We start from the raw sequence: 15564 nt of genomic DNA, 5'->3' as shown, positions 1-15564 counted from the left end.
AGTGACTTCACATTAATTCCGTCAACGCTTCTGGCGGCTTCACTTTGGGAATGACCGTAAATGAGAATACCTGCCTTCAAACTGGCTTCACTGGCCCTGCTGCTCGGCCTCACCACTCAGGCGGCTTTCGCCTCTGAACTGGTGATCGCGCAGACCACTTCTGCCACCGCGATGGATCCGGGGTTCCTGAAAGAATCCGCCACGCTGGTGGACAATCTCTTCGATACGCTGGTGCTGCGCGATGCCAATATGCAGTTGCAGCCTGGGCTGGCGACAAGCTGGAAGTCCCTCGACGACACCACCTGGGAATTCACGTTGCGTCAGGGCGTGAAATTCAGCGACGGCGAGCCGGTGAACGCGCAGGCAGTAAAATTTTCAATAGACCGCATTCTTGATCCCGCAAACCATGCGCCGACTATCTCTTATATCCGCACAATCAAATCAGTGGAAGTCACCGGTGATTATCAGGTGAAAATTCACACCAGCGGCCCGGATCCGCTGTTGCCCACGCGCATGAGCCGTTACCCGACCTACATTGTGCCACCGGCATATGTTACTCGGGTTGGCGCGGCTGAGTTTGCGCGTAAACCGGTCGGGTCCGGTGCGTACACCTTGCAGACGTTTATCCCCGACGAAAAAGTCGTGATGCAGGCCAATCCGGATTACTGGCGGGGTAAGCCCGCAATCGATACCGTCACCTGGCGGCCGATCCCTGAAGCCACTGCGCGAATTACCGCCCTGCTGACCGGCGAAGTGCAACTGGTGGACGGCGTTCCGGCTGACTTAGTCCCGGCGCTGAAAAACAAACCGGGCGTGCATCTGGAACAGGTGAAAAACGGCGGCCTGACGATTTATCTCGGGCTGAAAAACGACGAGAAACCGCTGAGCGATGTGCGCGTGCGTCAGGCGCTCTCTCTGGCGCTGAACCGCACGGCGTATACCCGCGATTTGCTGCACGGTTTTGGTACGCCAACCGGCACGATGGCCGGGCCGAAAGATTTTGGCTATGAGGCTATTCCGGCACCGGCGCAGGACGTGGCGAAAGCGAAGTCCCTGCTAGCCGAAGCCGGTTATCCGCAGGGATTCACTCTGAAATTCCAGGCACCGCGCCGTTATATCGCCAGCGCCGATGTGGCACAGGCGATCGTGCAGGATCTGGCGGCAATCGGCGTGAAAGCGGAACTGGAAGTTCCGGAATGGTCGGTCTATACCCAGCAGGTGGCGTCGCAGAAACAGGCACCGCTGTACATGCTGGCGTGGGGTTCCACGCAGACGCTGGACGCCGATGCCGCGTTGTATCCGATCCTGCATTCCGGCGAACCGTATTCTACGGTGAATTCTCCGGAGCTGGACGCCCTGCTCAACAGCAGCCGCACCACGGTTGACCCGGCGAAACGTGAGAAGATTTTGCAACAAATCCAGCAGGTTGTAGCCGTACAGCAACCGCTGATCCCGCTTTATAAGGAAGATTCACTGTACGCCAGCGCGGACAACGTGACCTTCAAAGGCCGCGCAGACGCCCGCATTCCGCTGTTCGACCTGAGGCTTAAATGATTTCACTGCGTTCGGTTTTGCAGAGAAAACCCCGTCGTCGCTTTTATGGCGACGGTCTTCTCGGCGGCCTTTTGCTGTTGCTGGTCATCATCCCGGCGCTTCTTGCGCCGTGGTTACCGCTGCCGGATCCGTTGAAAAACGATCTGGCTGCGGCGTTTTCTGCGCCCGGCGGCCAGCATCTGCTCGGCACTGACCAGCTCGGGCGTGATTTATTGTCGCGCATTCTGGCGGGCACCCGGCTTTCACTGATGGTGGTATTACTGGCGGCAGCGATTGCAGCAGTGATCGGTTCGGTGCTCGGCATGATTGCCGGATACGTGGGCGGCTGGCTGGACGCGCTGATCATGCGCCTGATGGACATCCAGCTGGCAGTGCCGTTTATCCTGCTGATCTTACTGGTGATGGCGCTGTTCGGCGCGTCGCTCACCAATATCATCCTGATCATGGGCGTCACCAGTTGGGCGATTTATGCCCGCGTGGCACGCGCCAAAACGCTGGAAATCCGCGAGCTGGAATACATCGAATCCGTTAAAGCGATGGGCTTTTCCACGCCGCGCATTCTGCTGCGCCACGTTTTACCCAATCTCATGACGCCGCTGATTGTGCTGCTGACGCTGGATATTCCGCGCCTTATCGTGCTTGAAGCGTCGATTGGTTTTCTCGGCATGGGCATTCAGCCGCCGACGCCGACGCTGGGGAATCTGATCGGCGAAGGCCGTTCTTACATGCTGCTTGCGCAATGGCTGGTGCTGTATCCGGGGCTGGTGATTGCCGCGCTGGTCATTGGCTGCAACCTGCTCGGCGACAGTCTGCTGCGCAAAACCCACACGAGGCTCGACTGATATGCTGCGTTATATCCTGCAACGCCTCGGACAATCCGTGCTGGTGATGTTCGGCGTTTCCCTGCTGATTTTCTACAGTCTGCATCTTACCGGCGATCCGGCCGCGGTCATGATGCCGCCCGGTTCGAGCCAGCAGGAAATCGAGAATTTCCGCCACAGCATGGGCTTTGACCGTTCACTCATCTGGCAATACGGGCATTACCTGAACGGCGTTTTACACGGCGATCTCGGCGAATCCCTGCGCTACAGCCAGCCGGTCACAGAGTTAATCGGTCAGCGCGTTCCCGCCACCTTGTTGCTCGCCGTCAGCGCGTTGCTCTGGAGCACGGTGGCCGGTTTGCTGCTCGGCATCATCAGCGCGCTGTATCAGAACACAGCGTGGGATTTGCTCTCGCGCCTGCTGGCGTTCAGCGGTCAGGCCATCCCGGTTTTCTGGCTCGGGCTGCTGCTGATTATCGTGTTCAGCCTCAACCTGCGCTGGCTGCCGTCCGGCGGTTATGGCAGCGCCAGCCAGCTTATCATGCCCGCGCTGAGCCTCGGCGCGTATTACATGAGCGCGATTGCACGCCTGATCCGCGCCAGCCTGATTGACGTGATGCAGCAGGATTACATCCGCACCGCCCGCGCCAAAGGGCTGAGCGCCTGGCGGATTGTGGTGCGCCACGGATTACGCAATGCGCTGATCCCGGTTATCACCGTTCAGGGTATGTATTTCGCCTCGCTGCTCGGCGGTGCGCTGGTAACAGAAATCATTTTTGCCTGGCCGGGTATTGGCCGCCTTGCCGTGCAGGCCATTCAGAACCGTGATTTCCCGCTGGTGCAGGCCATTGTGCTGCTGGCGGCGCTGGTATTTGTCGGCATCAACCTGATTATCGACCTGCTCTATGTCGTACTGAACCCGAGGATCCGCCTGTGAGTATTTCCATTACGCCACCGGTTTACCCGACGCTGGATTTGCTGTCTGCCATCACACCGTTCGCCAGCGTTTCCGGGCAGATTGATCAGCAACGCGCACTGGCGCAGTGGCTGGAAGACTGGATCCGCGCTGAACTGGGCGGCATTCCGGTGCTGGCGGTGAGCGAACAAACGTCACATAGCGCCCCGCCGCTGGTGCATCTGCGCATTGACCGGCAGGCGGAAAAAACGCTGGTGCTTTACAACATGTATGACGTGATGCCCGCAGAGGCTACGGGCTGGGAATTTCCGCCGTTCAGCGGTGGCGTGACCGACTGGCCGGGCGTCGGAGAAGTGTTTATTGCGCGCGGTGCCGAAAACAACAAAGGCCCGCTGGCAGGCATGTTGATGGCGGTGAAATCGCTGTGCGACAGCGGAAAACTCAGCGTCAATATTGAAATTATTCTGGAAGGCGAAGAAGAAACGGGCAGCGGCGAGCTGCGCCGTTATCTGGCGCAGGATCCTTGCCCGGTTTCAACCGCCAGCGCGGTCTTTTTCCCGTCGCTGTGTGAATATGGCGGCGGTGAACCGCGCGTCTATCTCGGTTTCAGCGGGCTGAGCGGCGGACGGTTAAAAGTCAGCGGCGGCAAATGGGGCGGCCCGTCTGCGGCAATTCACGCCAGTAACGCTAACTGGATTGCGAATCCCGTCTGGCGGCTGGTGGCGGCGCTGAATGCCATCGCGCCTGCCCATAACAGCGGCGTGATCGCCCGTCAGGTGATCGACGAGGAAGCCAGCCGGCTGCTTTCCACTCTCGCCGCACAGTTCAGCATTGCCGACGAATTAACGTTCCGCCGCAGTGAAACGTTATCGGTCAGCGGCGATACGCTGGCCTGCCTGCAACAGCTGATCAACGGCGCGGTGCTGAATATTTCTGAAATCCGCAGCGATCCGCTGGATTCGCGCGGTGTCATTCCGTGCGGTGCCAGCGCCGAAATAGCGTTGCGCGTCCCGCCGGGTATTGACGGTGAAAGCCTGCTGACGGTGATCCGCCAGACGCTTTCCCGCCCGGAATTCGACGGCGTGGAGCTGGAACTCGACGACTGTTATCCCGGTCACCGCTTTGCGCACCACAGCCCCGGCGTCGATGCCCTGCTCACCAGCTACGAAATGCAGGGCGCGAAACCGCAAATCTGGCCGTGGGCACCCGGCTGCGCACCGGCTTACACCTTTGCCCGCGTGGCTCCGGCCTTTCTGATTGGCGGGCTGGGCCACGGCGGCAACGCGCACGGCGTGAATGAGTTTGTCACGCTGCGCGGACTCGAACGTTTTCAGCAATCGGTCACCGACTGGATCACCGAATTCAGCAATGGCCCTCCCTTTTCTACGCCAGCGGTTTAAGCCACAGGCGTTTTGCGTCAACTCCCGGGAAAGTTTTAAAAATAAACCAGCAGGATATTTAGCATGAAACAGTCCGATGATTTTGAAAGAGTTTCACTGGGGTTCTTCCCCACGCCGCTTGAGCGCCTGACCACATTAGGCGACTCACTCGGCATCACGCTGGACATCAAACGTGATGATTACACCGGTTTTGGCGGCGGCGGCAATAAAGTCCGCAAGCTGGAATATCTGATGGCCGACGCCTGCCGCAAGGAAGTCGATGTGGTGATCACCACCGGCGGACATCAGTCCAACCACGCCCGCATGGTCGCCGCCGCTGCACGTAAGTTCGGCATGAAACCGGTGCTGGTGCTGCGTGGCAATCAGCCAGAGGTGTATCAGGGCAACCTGCTGCTCGACAAACTGTTTGGCGCGGAACTGGAGTTTCTCGATCCGGACGGCTATTTCACCCAGATTGAAGGCACGATGAACGCACATGCTGACGCCGCACAGGCGCGGGGCGAAAAAGCACTGATCATTCCGCTGGGCGGTGCCACGCCGCTGGGTGCGCTGGGATATGTCCGCGCCATCGAAGAAATGGACGCCCAATTGAAAGAACGCGGCGAACCTGCGCCGGACGTCATCGTCGCCCCAACCGGCTCCGGCGGCACGCTGGCCGGATTGTACGTCGGTGCACGCCGTTACTGGCCGGACACCAAAATTGTCGGTATCAGCGTCAGCGCGAAAGCCGAATGGTTCCAGACCCGCATTTCAGCGATGGCGCAGGATTGCGCTGACCTGCTCGAATGGCCGCAAAGCTGGACGCCGGAAGACATCTGGATTGAAGACGGTTTTGTTGGCACCGCGTACGGCGTGCCTTCTGACGGCGGTATCGATGCCATTTATCGTGTTGCACAGGCTGAAGGTGTGTTGCTGGATCCGGTTTATACCGGCAAAGCGATGCACGGCTTAATCAGCCTGACTGAACAAGGTAAAATCAGCGCCGGTTCGCGGGTGATTTTCGTGCACTGCGGCGGCTCACCGGCGCTTTATCCCTTCGCACAAACGTTGCTGGAGCACTGAATATGACATCCGGTTTTCGCACACTGAGCCGCGCGGACGTGGTGGCACTCGGCGGCACCGATCCGCAGGCGGCGCTGGAAGATATCTGTGACGTTGTCACGCTGATGCGCCAGAATGCGGCGCAGATGCCAGCGGAAACCCACGTCAGTTTAGGCACGCCGCGTGGCAAAGCGTATGCGCTGCCCGCCAGCGTGGGCGGGCGGTTTAATGCCGCCGGAGTGAAATGGACCGCACATCGCCCGGACGCAAATGACAAGCTGCCGCAGGCGATGGCGCTGACGCTGATTAACCGTGCCGATAACGGCCAGCCGCTCGGGCTGGTGGAAAGCGGCGCGCTGACCGCCACGCGCACGGCGGCGGTGTCGGCCCTTGCGCTGCGCCATGCCGCGCCACGTCCGGTTCAGCGCGTGTTACTTCTCGGTGCCGGGGTTCAGGCGATGGCGCATCTCGACATGCTTCGCCACTTGTTCCCTCATCTGCAACAGGTCAGCTGGTGGGATCGCCGCGCGTCTGCATTGCCGTTTGAAACCGCCCAACTCCCCTGGCCGCTGATTCGGGTTGCCGATCTTCAGATTGCACTGGCGCAGGATGCTGACGCGGTGATCACCTGTACCAGCGCCGCCGAACCGCTGCTCGGGCCTGAAGCCATCCGCCCCGGTCGTCTGGTGATTCAGGTTGGCTATCACGAAGTCTCCTTTGCAGCGATTAACCGCTCGACGCGCGTGCTGGTGGATTTATGGGGTGATTTCTGTGAAACCAGCGCCAAAAGCCTGTTCCAGATGTACCGCGCCGGAAAATTCCTGCCCGAACACGTTGACGCCGATTTAGGCAATCTGCTGCTCGACGGCTGGCGACCAGCGGCTGACGACAGCGTGTATTTCTCCTCTTTCGGCCTCAACGTTTTTGATATTGCCCTCGCATCGCGCGTCCTAAAACTCGCCGCCGAACGCGGAACGGGCACGCATTTATCGCTTTTCCCGGAGTAAGATTTTGGCTATTTCCACTTTACCCGCTCAACACATTCTCAATCACAAACGGCTGATCAGCGCCGCAGAACTGTTATCGCGCCGCCAGCTCGGGCAGGCATTTGCCCTGATTGATGTCCGTGAATTTTCGCAATGGCAGGCCGAAACCTTGCCCGACGCGCTTCATCTCAATGTGTACGATTATTTTATTCCCGACAGCACTCCGGCGGGCATTGCGGGAATGGCGAATGCCTTTCACCGGGCGTGGCAACAACTGGCTATCCGTGACAACGTCACGCCAGTGTTCTTCGAACAACAGGTCGGTATGCGTTCCCCGCGCGGCGTGTGGTTTACGCAGTTCGGCGGCATCGAAAATGCGCTGATACTGGACGGCGGGCTGGAGGCCTGGGTGCAGGCAGGCGGCAAATTGCAGCCCGGCACCGGCAAGAGCGCGGTGATCAGTGCAGATAATCCGGATACGTTAACCACTTCCGTTTTCCGGAAAGACCTGACCGCCACCCGCGATGAAGTACTGAACGCGCAGGCCAGCGGCATACAAATCCTGGATGCGCGTCGCCCGACGGAATTCAGCGGCGAATTCGCGCACGAATGCTGTCACCGTGCGGGCCGGATCCCCGGCGCAAAGCTGCTGTTCTGGGAAGATGTGGTGCAAAACGGCGCATTTCTCAGCGCGGAGGAAATCCGTCAGCGGGCAGAAGCCGCGGGTTTAACGCCTGACCGGCGGGTGATCATTTATTGTCATCGCGGCGCACGGGCGGCTACGGTGTACACCGCGCTTCAGCTGTCGGGTTATCGCCAGCTGGCGGTGTATGTCGGTTCATGGCACGAATGGGCGGAGCATGGCGAACTGCCGATGCTGACGGGTTGTTAACCCGCCTGACGCAGTTGCAGCGCCCGCGTGATATCGGGCGCGGCGGCCAGTAAAGTTTGCGTATAAGGATGTTGCGGCGCACGCAGAACCCGCGCCGTTTCGCCGGTTTCCACGATTTTACCGTGATACAGCACCACCACGCGGTCGCACACCTGTTTTACCGCCGCCAGATCGTGACTGATAAACAGCACGGTCAGGCCGAGTTGTTGTCGCAACTGATCCAGCAGCGCCAGAATCTGCCCGCGAACGGAAAGATCCAGCGCCGACACCGCTTCATCTGCCACCAGCAATTCAGGCTCCAGCGCCAGTGCGCGGGCGATGGCCACTCGCTGACGCTGACCGCCTGAAAACGCGCCGGGCAGACGGCTGGCGTGATGCGCTTCCAGCCCGACGAGTTTGAGTAATTCTTCCACACGCGCCTGAATCAGCGCAGCAGGCCGCAATTTATACACGCGCAGCGGTTCGGCAATCTGTTCGCCGATAGGAATTTTCGGATTCAGGCTGGCGTAAGGATCCTGAAAAATAATCTGCGCACGGCGGCGCATTTTCTGCCGCGTTCCCTGGCTGGCCAGTGTCAGCGAGACGCCGTCAAATTCGATATCGCCACTGTCGGTGTCCGTCAGGCCAATAATGGCGCGCCCGAGCGTGGTTTTGCCGGAACCGGATTCGCCAATCAGCCCGAGAATTTCACCCCGGCGGATATCCAGCGTGGTCGGGAAAAGCACCGTCTGTCGTTTCGCCGGAACAAAAGGCAGACGCTGCGCCTGCGGATAGCTTTTGGTCAGCCCGCGCAACCGCACCAGCGGCGCATCGAAACTGATTTCAGCGGTCTTTTCACGCGGTTCCGGCTGCGACGCGCCAATCAGTTTGCGGGTATACGGCTCCTGCGGATGGGTCAGCAGTTGCGCCACCGGCCCCTGCTCGACCAGATTTCCCTGATGCATGACGTAAGCCCGGTCGGCGTAACGCGCCACCACGCTCAGGTCATGGGTAATCAGCAAAATCCCCATGTCCATTTCCTGTTGCAGTTCCTGCAACAGCGTCAGAATTTGTGCCTGAATGGTGACGTCGAGCGCCGTCGTCGGCTCATCGGCAATCAGCAACGCCGGTTTACAACAGATGGCGCTGGCGATCATCACCCGCTGCCGCATCCCGCCGGAAAGCTGATGGATATACTGCTTCGCCCGTTGTTCCGGGTTCACAATCCCGACGCGAGCCAGCAACGCAATGGCTTCGCGATGTGCCTGTTTCCAGCTCAGTTGCTGATGACGCACCATCACTTCGGCAATCTGCTCCCCGACTTTCAGCACCGGATTCATGCTGGTCATCGGTTCCTGAAAAATCATCGCCAGCCGTTTCCCGCGCACCGGCGTGTCGAAAGGCGTGTGCGGGCTGGCAATCCTCTGATCATCGAGCCAGATTTCACCGCCGGTCATATTCACGCCGGGCGGCAACAGCCCCATCAGCGCCAGCGAGCTCAGGGTTTTCCCCGAACCGGACTCACCGACCAGCGCCACAATTTCACGGCGGTTCACCTGCAACGAAACCGGTTTCACCAGCGGCAAACCGGCGGCGGTATGAATGGCAAGAGAGCGGACATCAAGAAGCGGTCTGGCGTTCGTCATGGGCAAATCCGGCGAATAAATGAACTTAGAGAATATATCGTATATCTTTTGGTGACAACCGGAATGCAGACAGCGGGTTAGATGGTTTTGTGCGGGGTTATGCCGGTTTGTTTGGGAAAGATCTGACTCAACAGTATCGGGTGCAAGTGATCAACACCAGGGTGATATCATCACCATCCAGAACAATTGAATATGTTTCTCCCATGCTGTTTAGTTCTCCGTTTTTGATACCATTTTCTGACAGAAAATTTTCAACCTTTTTCTTCGCTACCATGATGTCCCCCACGTTTTCCCATGTGACCCGTTCTTGTGTAAAGCCATAATTATCGTCAGCCCGTGTGTAGTACAAAATATTCTTAGAGATATCGGGGGCATCCCTGAATAGCTTTGGGGTTAAAAGATAATAATCAAAGACATTTGATCTCTTGTAAACCTTGCCGTCCAGCGTATAGATGAGCATGAAATATAAGAAAAAGATAAAAAGAATCACTGAAATAACGATCAGAATAATTATCGCAAGTATGGACTTCAGAAAAAACCTTATCGCACTCAACATTACCGCAATCCTTGCATTAGTTATAAAAATATTAACATAAAGTAACAGTAACGATTTATCGAACTATTGATAACTGACAGAGTTCAGTGGCAGACGTTTTGGGCTCGATACTGCGACATGAATGTAAAACAGCCGTACTTGACCGCAATGTACTGTCTGACATTTGTCTTCAAGTGAGGCGCAGAGTTCAAATCTCAGAGAGATAATATCTTGTTTTTCTCCGGTTAACGCCGTACACGTTTGATTACCTATTATAACCCCCAGTGGATTTTAGAGGTTATATCTTATTGGGACATACCAAACAAATGCTTTATATCAATGTAAATAATGAAAACAATACAGCAGAGCTATAATCACTAGGTAGGAAGCATTTAATTAGGAATAGTTACCGGATCGAGTTAGATATTATTTTAAGTTTAATGATTAAGTTGGTATAGATTTTCCGGATTTGAAAAAATACAACATCCTGACACTATAATAAATTAGATCATAATCTCAATAAACCTGCAGAATATCACCACCTCATTTAGACTATCTGGCCAGTGTCATTGCGCCATCGACGAACAGTGCGATCGTTTGTAAAGATGAGTGCAATGAACTGGCCCTTTTTTAACTCTATCTGTACCTGATAATTTTAGTCTGAGCCTGTGCTGATGTAATTTTTTAGTTATAAACCAGATAATTTATATTCATCGTTTGAGCTTGAACCATCGGTGTATTCTTGAGTAATAGTAAGCATCGTGTCTTCTATCGAATATTTTACTACATCATCAAGTGGATCAGTTCTCCATCGTTTAGAATCATCCGGATTATTTGATGCCCATATGACACGGTCTCCATCCAATTTACATTTCACAGCCCATAGAGAATGGTCACTCGACCTAATATAATGTACGAATGCTACGTCACCTTCTATTTTGTCGAGTTTCATTGACTTATGATCTCGGCCAAATACAGAAGCTACAGCAGCCTTACAAGCTTTGCCCAAGACACTAGAATCATTAGCTTTTACTGGTAATGAAGCCAACCCAAAAAACGTAGTGAACATTATCATTCTAAAATTTTTATTCATAATCACTCATCCTCGCTAAATGTTATCCAGAATAATTTATTATTAAAATAACATGCTATTTACCGCCTATAGCTCTGACTGTTATCGGTAAAATTTTAGATAACTTTAGTTCAGACTTTCTACCATTGCCTGTCCTGAGTTGCATATCAATACGACCGGCTAACGTGCGACATAAATCATCACAAAACAAAGTATATTAGAGACAATTAAATACATGATTGATTTATTTTTAAATAATGAAAAACACAAATAAACCGGCAGTACCCCGCCGGTTCATTTTCACTTTTATTTTAATACTCAGACCTGCGCCATTCCGCCGTCGACGAAGAGTTCGACGCCGTTGATGAAGCTGGCGGCATCAGAGGCCAGGAATGCGACGGTTTTGCCGATTTCTTTCGGTTCACCCAGACGGCCTAACGGGACTTGTGCGGCCAGCGCATCGAACAGGCCCTGACGGTGTTCTTCCGGGACCAGGTCGCCTAAGCCCGGTGTGCGGATCGGGCCGGGGCTGACGACGTTGACGCGGATGCTGCGGTCTTTCAGATCCAGCGCCCAGGAGCGGGCAAAGTTTCGGACGGCGGCCTTACTGGCGCTGTACACGCTGAAACTCGCCGTACCTAATACCGAAGTGGTGGAGCCGGTCAGAATGATTGATGCGCCATCGGTCAGCAGCGGTAAGGCTTTCTGAACCGTGAACAATACGCCACGGACGTTGGTGCCGAAAATACGGTCGAAGTGTTCTTCAGTGATGCCGCCCAGCGGTTGCATGTCGCCGCCACCGGCATTGGCGAACAGAATATCCAGACGCCCTGCCGCTTTGGCGATTTGTGCATAAACCGCATCAAGGTCGGCCAGAACGGAAGCGTCAGCGCGGATACCCGTTGCCGCAGCGCCGATTTCAGCGACGGCTGCGTCCAGTTCTGCCTGACGGCGTCCGGTGATAAAGACCTGCGCGCCCTGTTCTGCCAGCTCTTTCGCTGTTCCCAAACCGATGCCGCTTGTCCCGCCGGTGACCAGTGCGATTTTACCACTCAGTGGAGTTGTCATTTTTTATACCTCAAAGTCAGATTAGGTTAAGTCAGGTTGCCGGAGGTTTGTGACCGTTGTCCGCCGCCTCAGGCATGGGGATAATTTAGCGCCAGACGGTTTATTGAAAAATAGCGAAAAATGAAAATGACTATTCCTGTACATGTATAATCAAAGCATCAGAAAACTGGCGGGAAAAGCGAGTGGATCAGTTAACGGCAATACGGGCATTTGCCCGGGTGGTTGAAGCGGGGAATTTCACCCGCGCGGCGGATTCCCTGGATATGCCCAATGCGACGCTGAGCAAAACGGTGCAGGAACTGGAAGCGCATCTTGGCGTGCGGTTGTTACAGCGCACCACGCGGCGCGTGACGGTGACGCCGGAAGGCAACGAATATTATGAAAAAACGGCGCGTATTCTGCGTGATCTGGAAGATGTCGATACGTCGTTTAACGCCGTGCGCAGCAAGCCACGCGGGCTATTGCGCATTGACGTCGGCGGCTCGACGGCGCGCGATGTGCTGATCCCGGCACTGGCTGATTTTATGGCGCGTTATCCCGAAATCCGTCTGGATCTGGGCGTTTCTGACCGTCCTGTGGATCTCATCAGTGACAATGTGGACTGCGTGATACGCGGCGGGCCGCTGGACAACTCTTCGCTGATTGCCCGCTATATCGGCCATGCGACGCTTATCACCTGCGCGACACCGGCTTATCTGAAAGCCTTCGGCACACCGGCGTATCCCGATGAACTGAAAAATGGCCACCGGCTGGTGAGTTATCTTTCACCGCAGAATGGCCGGGCTTTTCCGTTTCGTTTTGAACGAGATGGCGGGAAAACGGAAATTAAGGTCGATCACCGTATTGGCGTGAATGAAAGCAACGCCCATCTGGCGGCCGGAATGGCCGGTCTGGGGATTATCCAGACGTTCAGCTATTCCATTTGCGAGGCGCTGCAACGCGGAGCACTGGTGGAAATCCTGACAGAGTGGCGGCCAGCGCCCTATCCGTTCCATGTGGTCTATCCGCAAAACCGCCACGTTCCTCATCGCCTGCGCGTGTTTATCGACTGGCTGGTGGAAACTTTTCCGCAAAAAGTCAGCGGTCAGTAGCCAGCAAAACGATGTTTGCTGGCTTTGTTTTACTGACCTGATCTCTGCTGTGGCAATCAGGATTCGAACATTTCCGCGCCGATATACGACCCTTCTTTTGGCGCAGGCGGCACAAAGAATATCCCCGACCCGATGTGGGAAATGTATTCGTTCAGCGCATCGGACGAACCCAGGCGGGTTTGCAGCGCTTCAAACTGTGCGGGGTCTTTCTGATAACTGATAAATAATAAACCGGCATCCAGCTGCGCCATGTTATTCAGACCGTCCGTGTAGTTGTAAGAGCGGCGTAAAATCTTAACTCCCTGATTGTTTTCATGCGACGCCAGACTGATGTGCGCGGTCGCAGGAATAATCAGGTTTCCGTCAGCATCCTTCTTCTTAAAATCCGGCGTATCAAATTCCTTTGTGCCGGTTAACGGCGCGCCGGACACTTTGTGGCGTCCGAACACATTGTTCTGGTCACTGACGCGGTCGGTGTCCCAGCTTTCAATGTGGATTTTAATTTTACGCACCACCTGATAACTGCCGTTTTGCTGCCACGCGGGGCCACCGTCTTTGATCCAGACATATTTGTCGAAATCCGCTTTCCCGGTGATGTTGCGCGTGCCGTCCTTGAAGCCAAACAGATTGCGCGGCGTGGACTGCCCTTTTCCGGCGGACGCACGGCCAAAGCCCATCACCGTCCAGCGGGTCTGCGCTGCGCCGGTGCTTTTGGCGATACGCGCCAGATCGCGGATGGCGTGATACGCCACCTGAGGATCGTCCGCACAGGCCTGCAATGACAAATCGCCGCCGGTCAGTTCCGGCTGCATGTCGTCACTGGGCAACGGCATCAGGTTACGCATCAGCGCCGGTTTGTGCTGCGCCAGCCCGAATGTGTCCGTAAAGACGCGTGGCCCCAGACCGACGGTGACCGTCAGCGACGCCGGGCCGAGATCCATCGCTTCACCGGTATCCATCCCGACGCCGCTGTCACGTGCAGGTTCAACTTGCCCGATGGTGCCGCCTTTCATCAGCTGCGCAATTGCCGACGACCAGCGCGCCAGCAGAATCTGCAAGTCCTGCCGCGTGGAGGTCGTCAGATCAAACGTCATGTACATGATATGGCGCTGCGGCGGCGTGCTGATCCCCGCCTGTCCTTCGTGACCGTAAAAAGCATACTGGCGGGAAAGGTCAATGGTATCTTCCGGGTTGCGGGCGGCCGTGGCCTGTCCGTGCGCATAGCTGACCGCCGGAATAGCCAGGGCACTGGCACCTGCCACGGCGCCTTTGAGCAATTCACGACGGGAAAACTTACCGGCCTCCCTGGCCGGACTGAGTTTGTCGCTCATTCATCAGGCTCCTTTATTCGCCGCCACTTTCTCGGCGATTTTTGACAGCGGTTCCTGCAACGCCTGAATCGTGCGGCTCAGTTTGGCGGCATCAGACGCTTTCAGTTCAGCGGTGTAGTATTTATATCCGCCCGGCACTTTTGAGTCGCGGTAGGTTTCCAGCATGTCGTGAACGGCAGCGAACTGTGCGGCAACCTGCTTAGTCAGCTCTGGATCAATTTTTTCCAGACCCGGTTGCAGGTAAGCAAATGCCTGCTGAGCACCTTCGACGTTACCGGCGAAATCCACCAGATCGAAGTGGCTGAATGCCTCTTCTTCCCCGTTGATTTTGGTGTTTTGCACTTCTTCCAGCAGGTCGGCTGCGCCGTTAGCCAGATCTTCCGGTTTGTAAGTCAGCGCTTTGGTCAGTGCGTCCAGACGCACCACGTTCTGCTGCAATTCAGTGGCCGTTTGTTTAGTCTCAGCGGTGATTTTACCCTGACCGAACAGGTCACGCTCGAGGGCGTGGAAACCGTGCCAGCCCGCTTTCGGATCCAGATTGGACGCACGCATGTCGATCAGGTAATCCAGATTTCCGGCGTTATCGGTCGCCTTGAAGCCCGGCAAAATAAAGCCGTTCACGTCGGATTCGATACGTTCGTAGAACGGACGCGCTTTGGCGTAATCGGCTTTGGCTGCCGCCAAATCACCGGCATCGATATCGGTTTTGAGGCGGTTAACGGCCACGACCATCGCGTCCACCACGCCATTCACATAGGTGGCGTAATCTTTGGTGCCCTGCGCCAGGATAGTGGCGGTGCTGCCCTCTGGTTGCGCGGCACTTTTGCCGGTCACGGTGAAGTCGATCAGTTCACGTTTTGCGCCCGGACAATAGATTTGGTATTTCCCGCCGTCGAGCGTCAGGGTGAATTTCACCGCAGGCAGCCCCGGCGCGAGGTTCTCTTTTTCGCCCAGAATACGGTTGTTGCTCAAAAGCTCTAATTCGGTAATCGACGTCGCGGTTTTGTTCACCACGTTAAAGGTCACCGGACCGGCTTTTGCGGAATCGTGATCGACCACGCAGGTGCCGTCTGCCGCACTGGTCATGGTGATATTCACTTCAGAAACGCCGTTTTTCACCGGAGCCACGGATGCCGCATTGGCAGGCGCTTCCACGGAGAACATCAGCAACGCCGTCAGTCCTGCGGCCGTGATCAGAGATTCTTTTTTCTTAAACGTCTTAACGCGCATAA

Annotated in this window: 14 protein-coding genes; 8 read left to right on the top strand and 6 right to left on the bottom strand. The window is 55.9% G+C overall.

Annotated elements, in window-relative coordinates:
* Positions 1-60 precede the first annotated feature (60 nt).
* The 7 genes from BV494_RS05315 to BV494_RS05285 all read left to right on the top strand — a co-directional run bounded on the left by BV494_RS05315 (position 61) and on the right by BV494_RS05285 (position 7610).
* A complete protein-coding gene (locus BV494_RS05315; RefSeq protein WP_104921906.1) occupies positions 61-1554 on the top strand; it encodes an ABC transporter substrate-binding protein in 1494 nt (497 codons plus the stop codon).
* The gene (locus BV494_RS05310) at positions 1551-2396 is read left to right on the top strand and encodes an ABC transporter permease (protein WP_104921905.1); all 846 of its coding nucleotides are present in this window, start codon (positions 1551-1553) and stop codon (positions 2394-2396) included. The genes BV494_RS05315 and BV494_RS05310 overlap by 4 nt, the downstream gene beginning before the upstream one ends.
* A 1-nt stretch (position 2397) precedes the next feature.
* Positions 2398-3312 carry an ABC transporter permease gene (locus tag BV494_RS05305; protein WP_104921904.1) on the top strand — a complete coding sequence of 305 codons (915 nt, stop codon included), beginning with the start codon at positions 2398-2400 and terminating at the stop codon, positions 3310-3312.
* Positions 3309-4691, top strand: coding sequence for a M20/M25/M40 family metallo-hydrolase (locus BV494_RS05300; RefSeq protein ID WP_104921903.1), 1383 nt, complete (start codon positions 3309-3311; stop codon positions 4689-4691). The genes BV494_RS05305 and BV494_RS05300 overlap by 4 nt, the downstream gene beginning before the upstream one ends.
* Before the next feature lie 63 nt (positions 4692-4754).
* Positions 4755-5753 (top strand): 1-aminocyclopropane-1-carboxylate deaminase/D-cysteine desulfhydrase, encoded by a 999-nt coding sequence (locus tag BV494_RS05295; RefSeq protein WP_104921902.1) that lies wholly within the window; start codon positions 4755-4757, stop codon positions 5751-5753.
* A 2-nt stretch (positions 5754-5755) separates the two neighbouring features.
* Positions 5756-6739 (top strand): ornithine cyclodeaminase family protein, encoded by a 984-nt coding sequence (locus BV494_RS05290; RefSeq protein ID WP_104921901.1) that lies wholly within the window; start codon positions 5756-5758, stop codon positions 6737-6739.
* 4 nt (positions 6740-6743) lie between these two features.
* On the top strand, positions 6744-7610 hold the full coding sequence (locus BV494_RS05285) for a sulfurtransferase (RefSeq protein ID WP_226790036.1): 867 nt from the start codon (positions 6744-6746) through the stop codon (positions 7608-7610).
* Here the strand turns inward: BV494_RS05285 and BV494_RS05280 are convergent.
* From BV494_RS05280 to BV494_RS05265, 4 genes are all read right to left on the bottom strand, one after another.
* Positions 7607-9235: a dipeptide ABC transporter ATP-binding protein gene (locus BV494_RS05280; protein ID WP_104921900.1), complete on the bottom strand. Its 1629-nt coding sequence runs from the start codon at positions 9233-9235 to the stop codon at positions 7607-7609. The genes BV494_RS05285 and BV494_RS05280 overlap by 4 nt on opposite strands.
* Before the next feature lie 127 nt (positions 9236-9362).
* A complete protein-coding gene (locus BV494_RS05275) occupies positions 9363-9791 on the bottom strand; it encodes a hypothetical protein (RefSeq protein ID WP_104921899.1) in 429 nt (142 codons plus the stop codon).
* A gap of 667 nt (positions 9792-10458) precedes the next feature.
* Positions 10459-10863: a hypothetical protein gene (locus BV494_RS05270; protein ID WP_226790035.1), complete on the bottom strand. Its 405-nt coding sequence runs from the start codon at positions 10861-10863 to the stop codon at positions 10459-10461.
* A gap of 297 nt (positions 10864-11160) precedes the next feature.
* Positions 11161-11910: a glucose 1-dehydrogenase gene (locus BV494_RS05265; protein WP_104921898.1), complete on the bottom strand. Its 750-nt coding sequence runs from the start codon at positions 11908-11910 to the stop codon at positions 11161-11163.
* Between the two features lie 182 nt (positions 11911-12092).
* Between BV494_RS05265 and BV494_RS05260 the strand changes: the two genes are divergently transcribed.
* On the top strand, positions 12093-13001 hold the full coding sequence (locus tag BV494_RS05260) for a LysR family transcriptional regulator (RefSeq protein ID WP_104921897.1): 909 nt from the start codon (positions 12093-12095) through the stop codon (positions 12999-13001).
* A gap of 56 nt (positions 13002-13057) precedes the next feature.
* Here BV494_RS05260 and efeB read toward each other — a convergent pair whose 3' ends face one another.
* On the bottom strand, positions 13058-14332 hold the full coding sequence (gene efeB, locus BV494_RS05255; RefSeq protein ID WP_104921896.1) for an iron uptake transporter deferrochelatase/peroxidase subunit: 1275 nt from the start codon (positions 14330-14332) through the stop codon (positions 13058-13060).
* A gap of 3 nt (positions 14333-14335) precedes the next feature.
* On the bottom strand, positions 14336-15562 hold the full coding sequence (gene efeO / locus BV494_RS05250; RefSeq protein ID WP_104921895.1) for an iron uptake system protein EfeO: 1227 nt from the start codon (positions 15560-15562) through the stop codon (positions 14336-14338).
* Positions 15563-15564 lie beyond the last annotated feature (2 nt).

Origin of the sequence: Rahnella sikkimica (assembly GCF_002951615.1) — a bacterium.
Lineage (GTDB): Bacteria > Pseudomonadota > Gammaproteobacteria > Enterobacterales > Enterobacteriaceae > Rahnella > Rahnella sikkimica.
Note: the sequence above shows the minus strand (reverse complement) of the source record. Positions and strands in the feature narration are given on the sequence as shown.

Coding starts and splice junctions, on each gene's coding strand:
- BV494_RS05315 (WP_104921906.1), top strand. CDS start 61: ATGAGAATACCTGCCTTCAAACTGGCTTCACTGGCCCTGCTGCTCGGC.
- BV494_RS05310 (WP_104921905.1), top strand. CDS start 1,551: ATGATTTCACTGCGTTCGGTTTTGCAGAGAAAACCCCGTCGTCGCTTT.
- BV494_RS05305 (WP_104921904.1), top strand. CDS start 2,398: ATGCTGCGTTATATCCTGCAACGCCTCGGACAATCCGTGCTGGTGATG.
- BV494_RS05295 (WP_104921902.1), top strand. CDS start 4,755: ATGAAACAGTCCGATGATTTTGAAAGAGTTTCACTGGGGTTCTTCCCC.
- BV494_RS05290 (WP_104921901.1), top strand. CDS start 5,756: ATGACATCCGGTTTTCGCACACTGAGCCGCGCGGACGTGGTGGCACTC.
- BV494_RS05280 (WP_104921900.1), bottom strand. CDS start 9,235: ATGACGAACGCCAGACCGCTTCTTGATGTCCGCTCTCTTGCCATTCAT.
- BV494_RS05275 (WP_104921899.1), bottom strand. CDS start 9,791: ATGTTGAGTGCGATAAGGTTTTTTCTGAAGTCCATACTTGCGATAATT.
- BV494_RS05270 (WP_226790035.1), bottom strand. CDS start 10,863: ATGAATAAAAATTTTAGAATGATAATGTTCACTACGTTTTTTGGGTTG.
- BV494_RS05265 (WP_104921898.1), bottom strand. CDS start 11,910: ATGACAACTCCACTGAGTGGTAAAATCGCACTGGTCACCGGCGGGACA.
- efeB (WP_104921896.1), bottom strand. CDS start 14,332: ATGAGCGACAAACTCAGTCCGGCCAGGGAGGCCGGTAAGTTTTCCCGT.
- efeO (WP_104921895.1), bottom strand. CDS start 15,562: ATGCGCGTTAAGACGTTTAAGAAAAAAGAATCTCTGATCACGGCCGCA.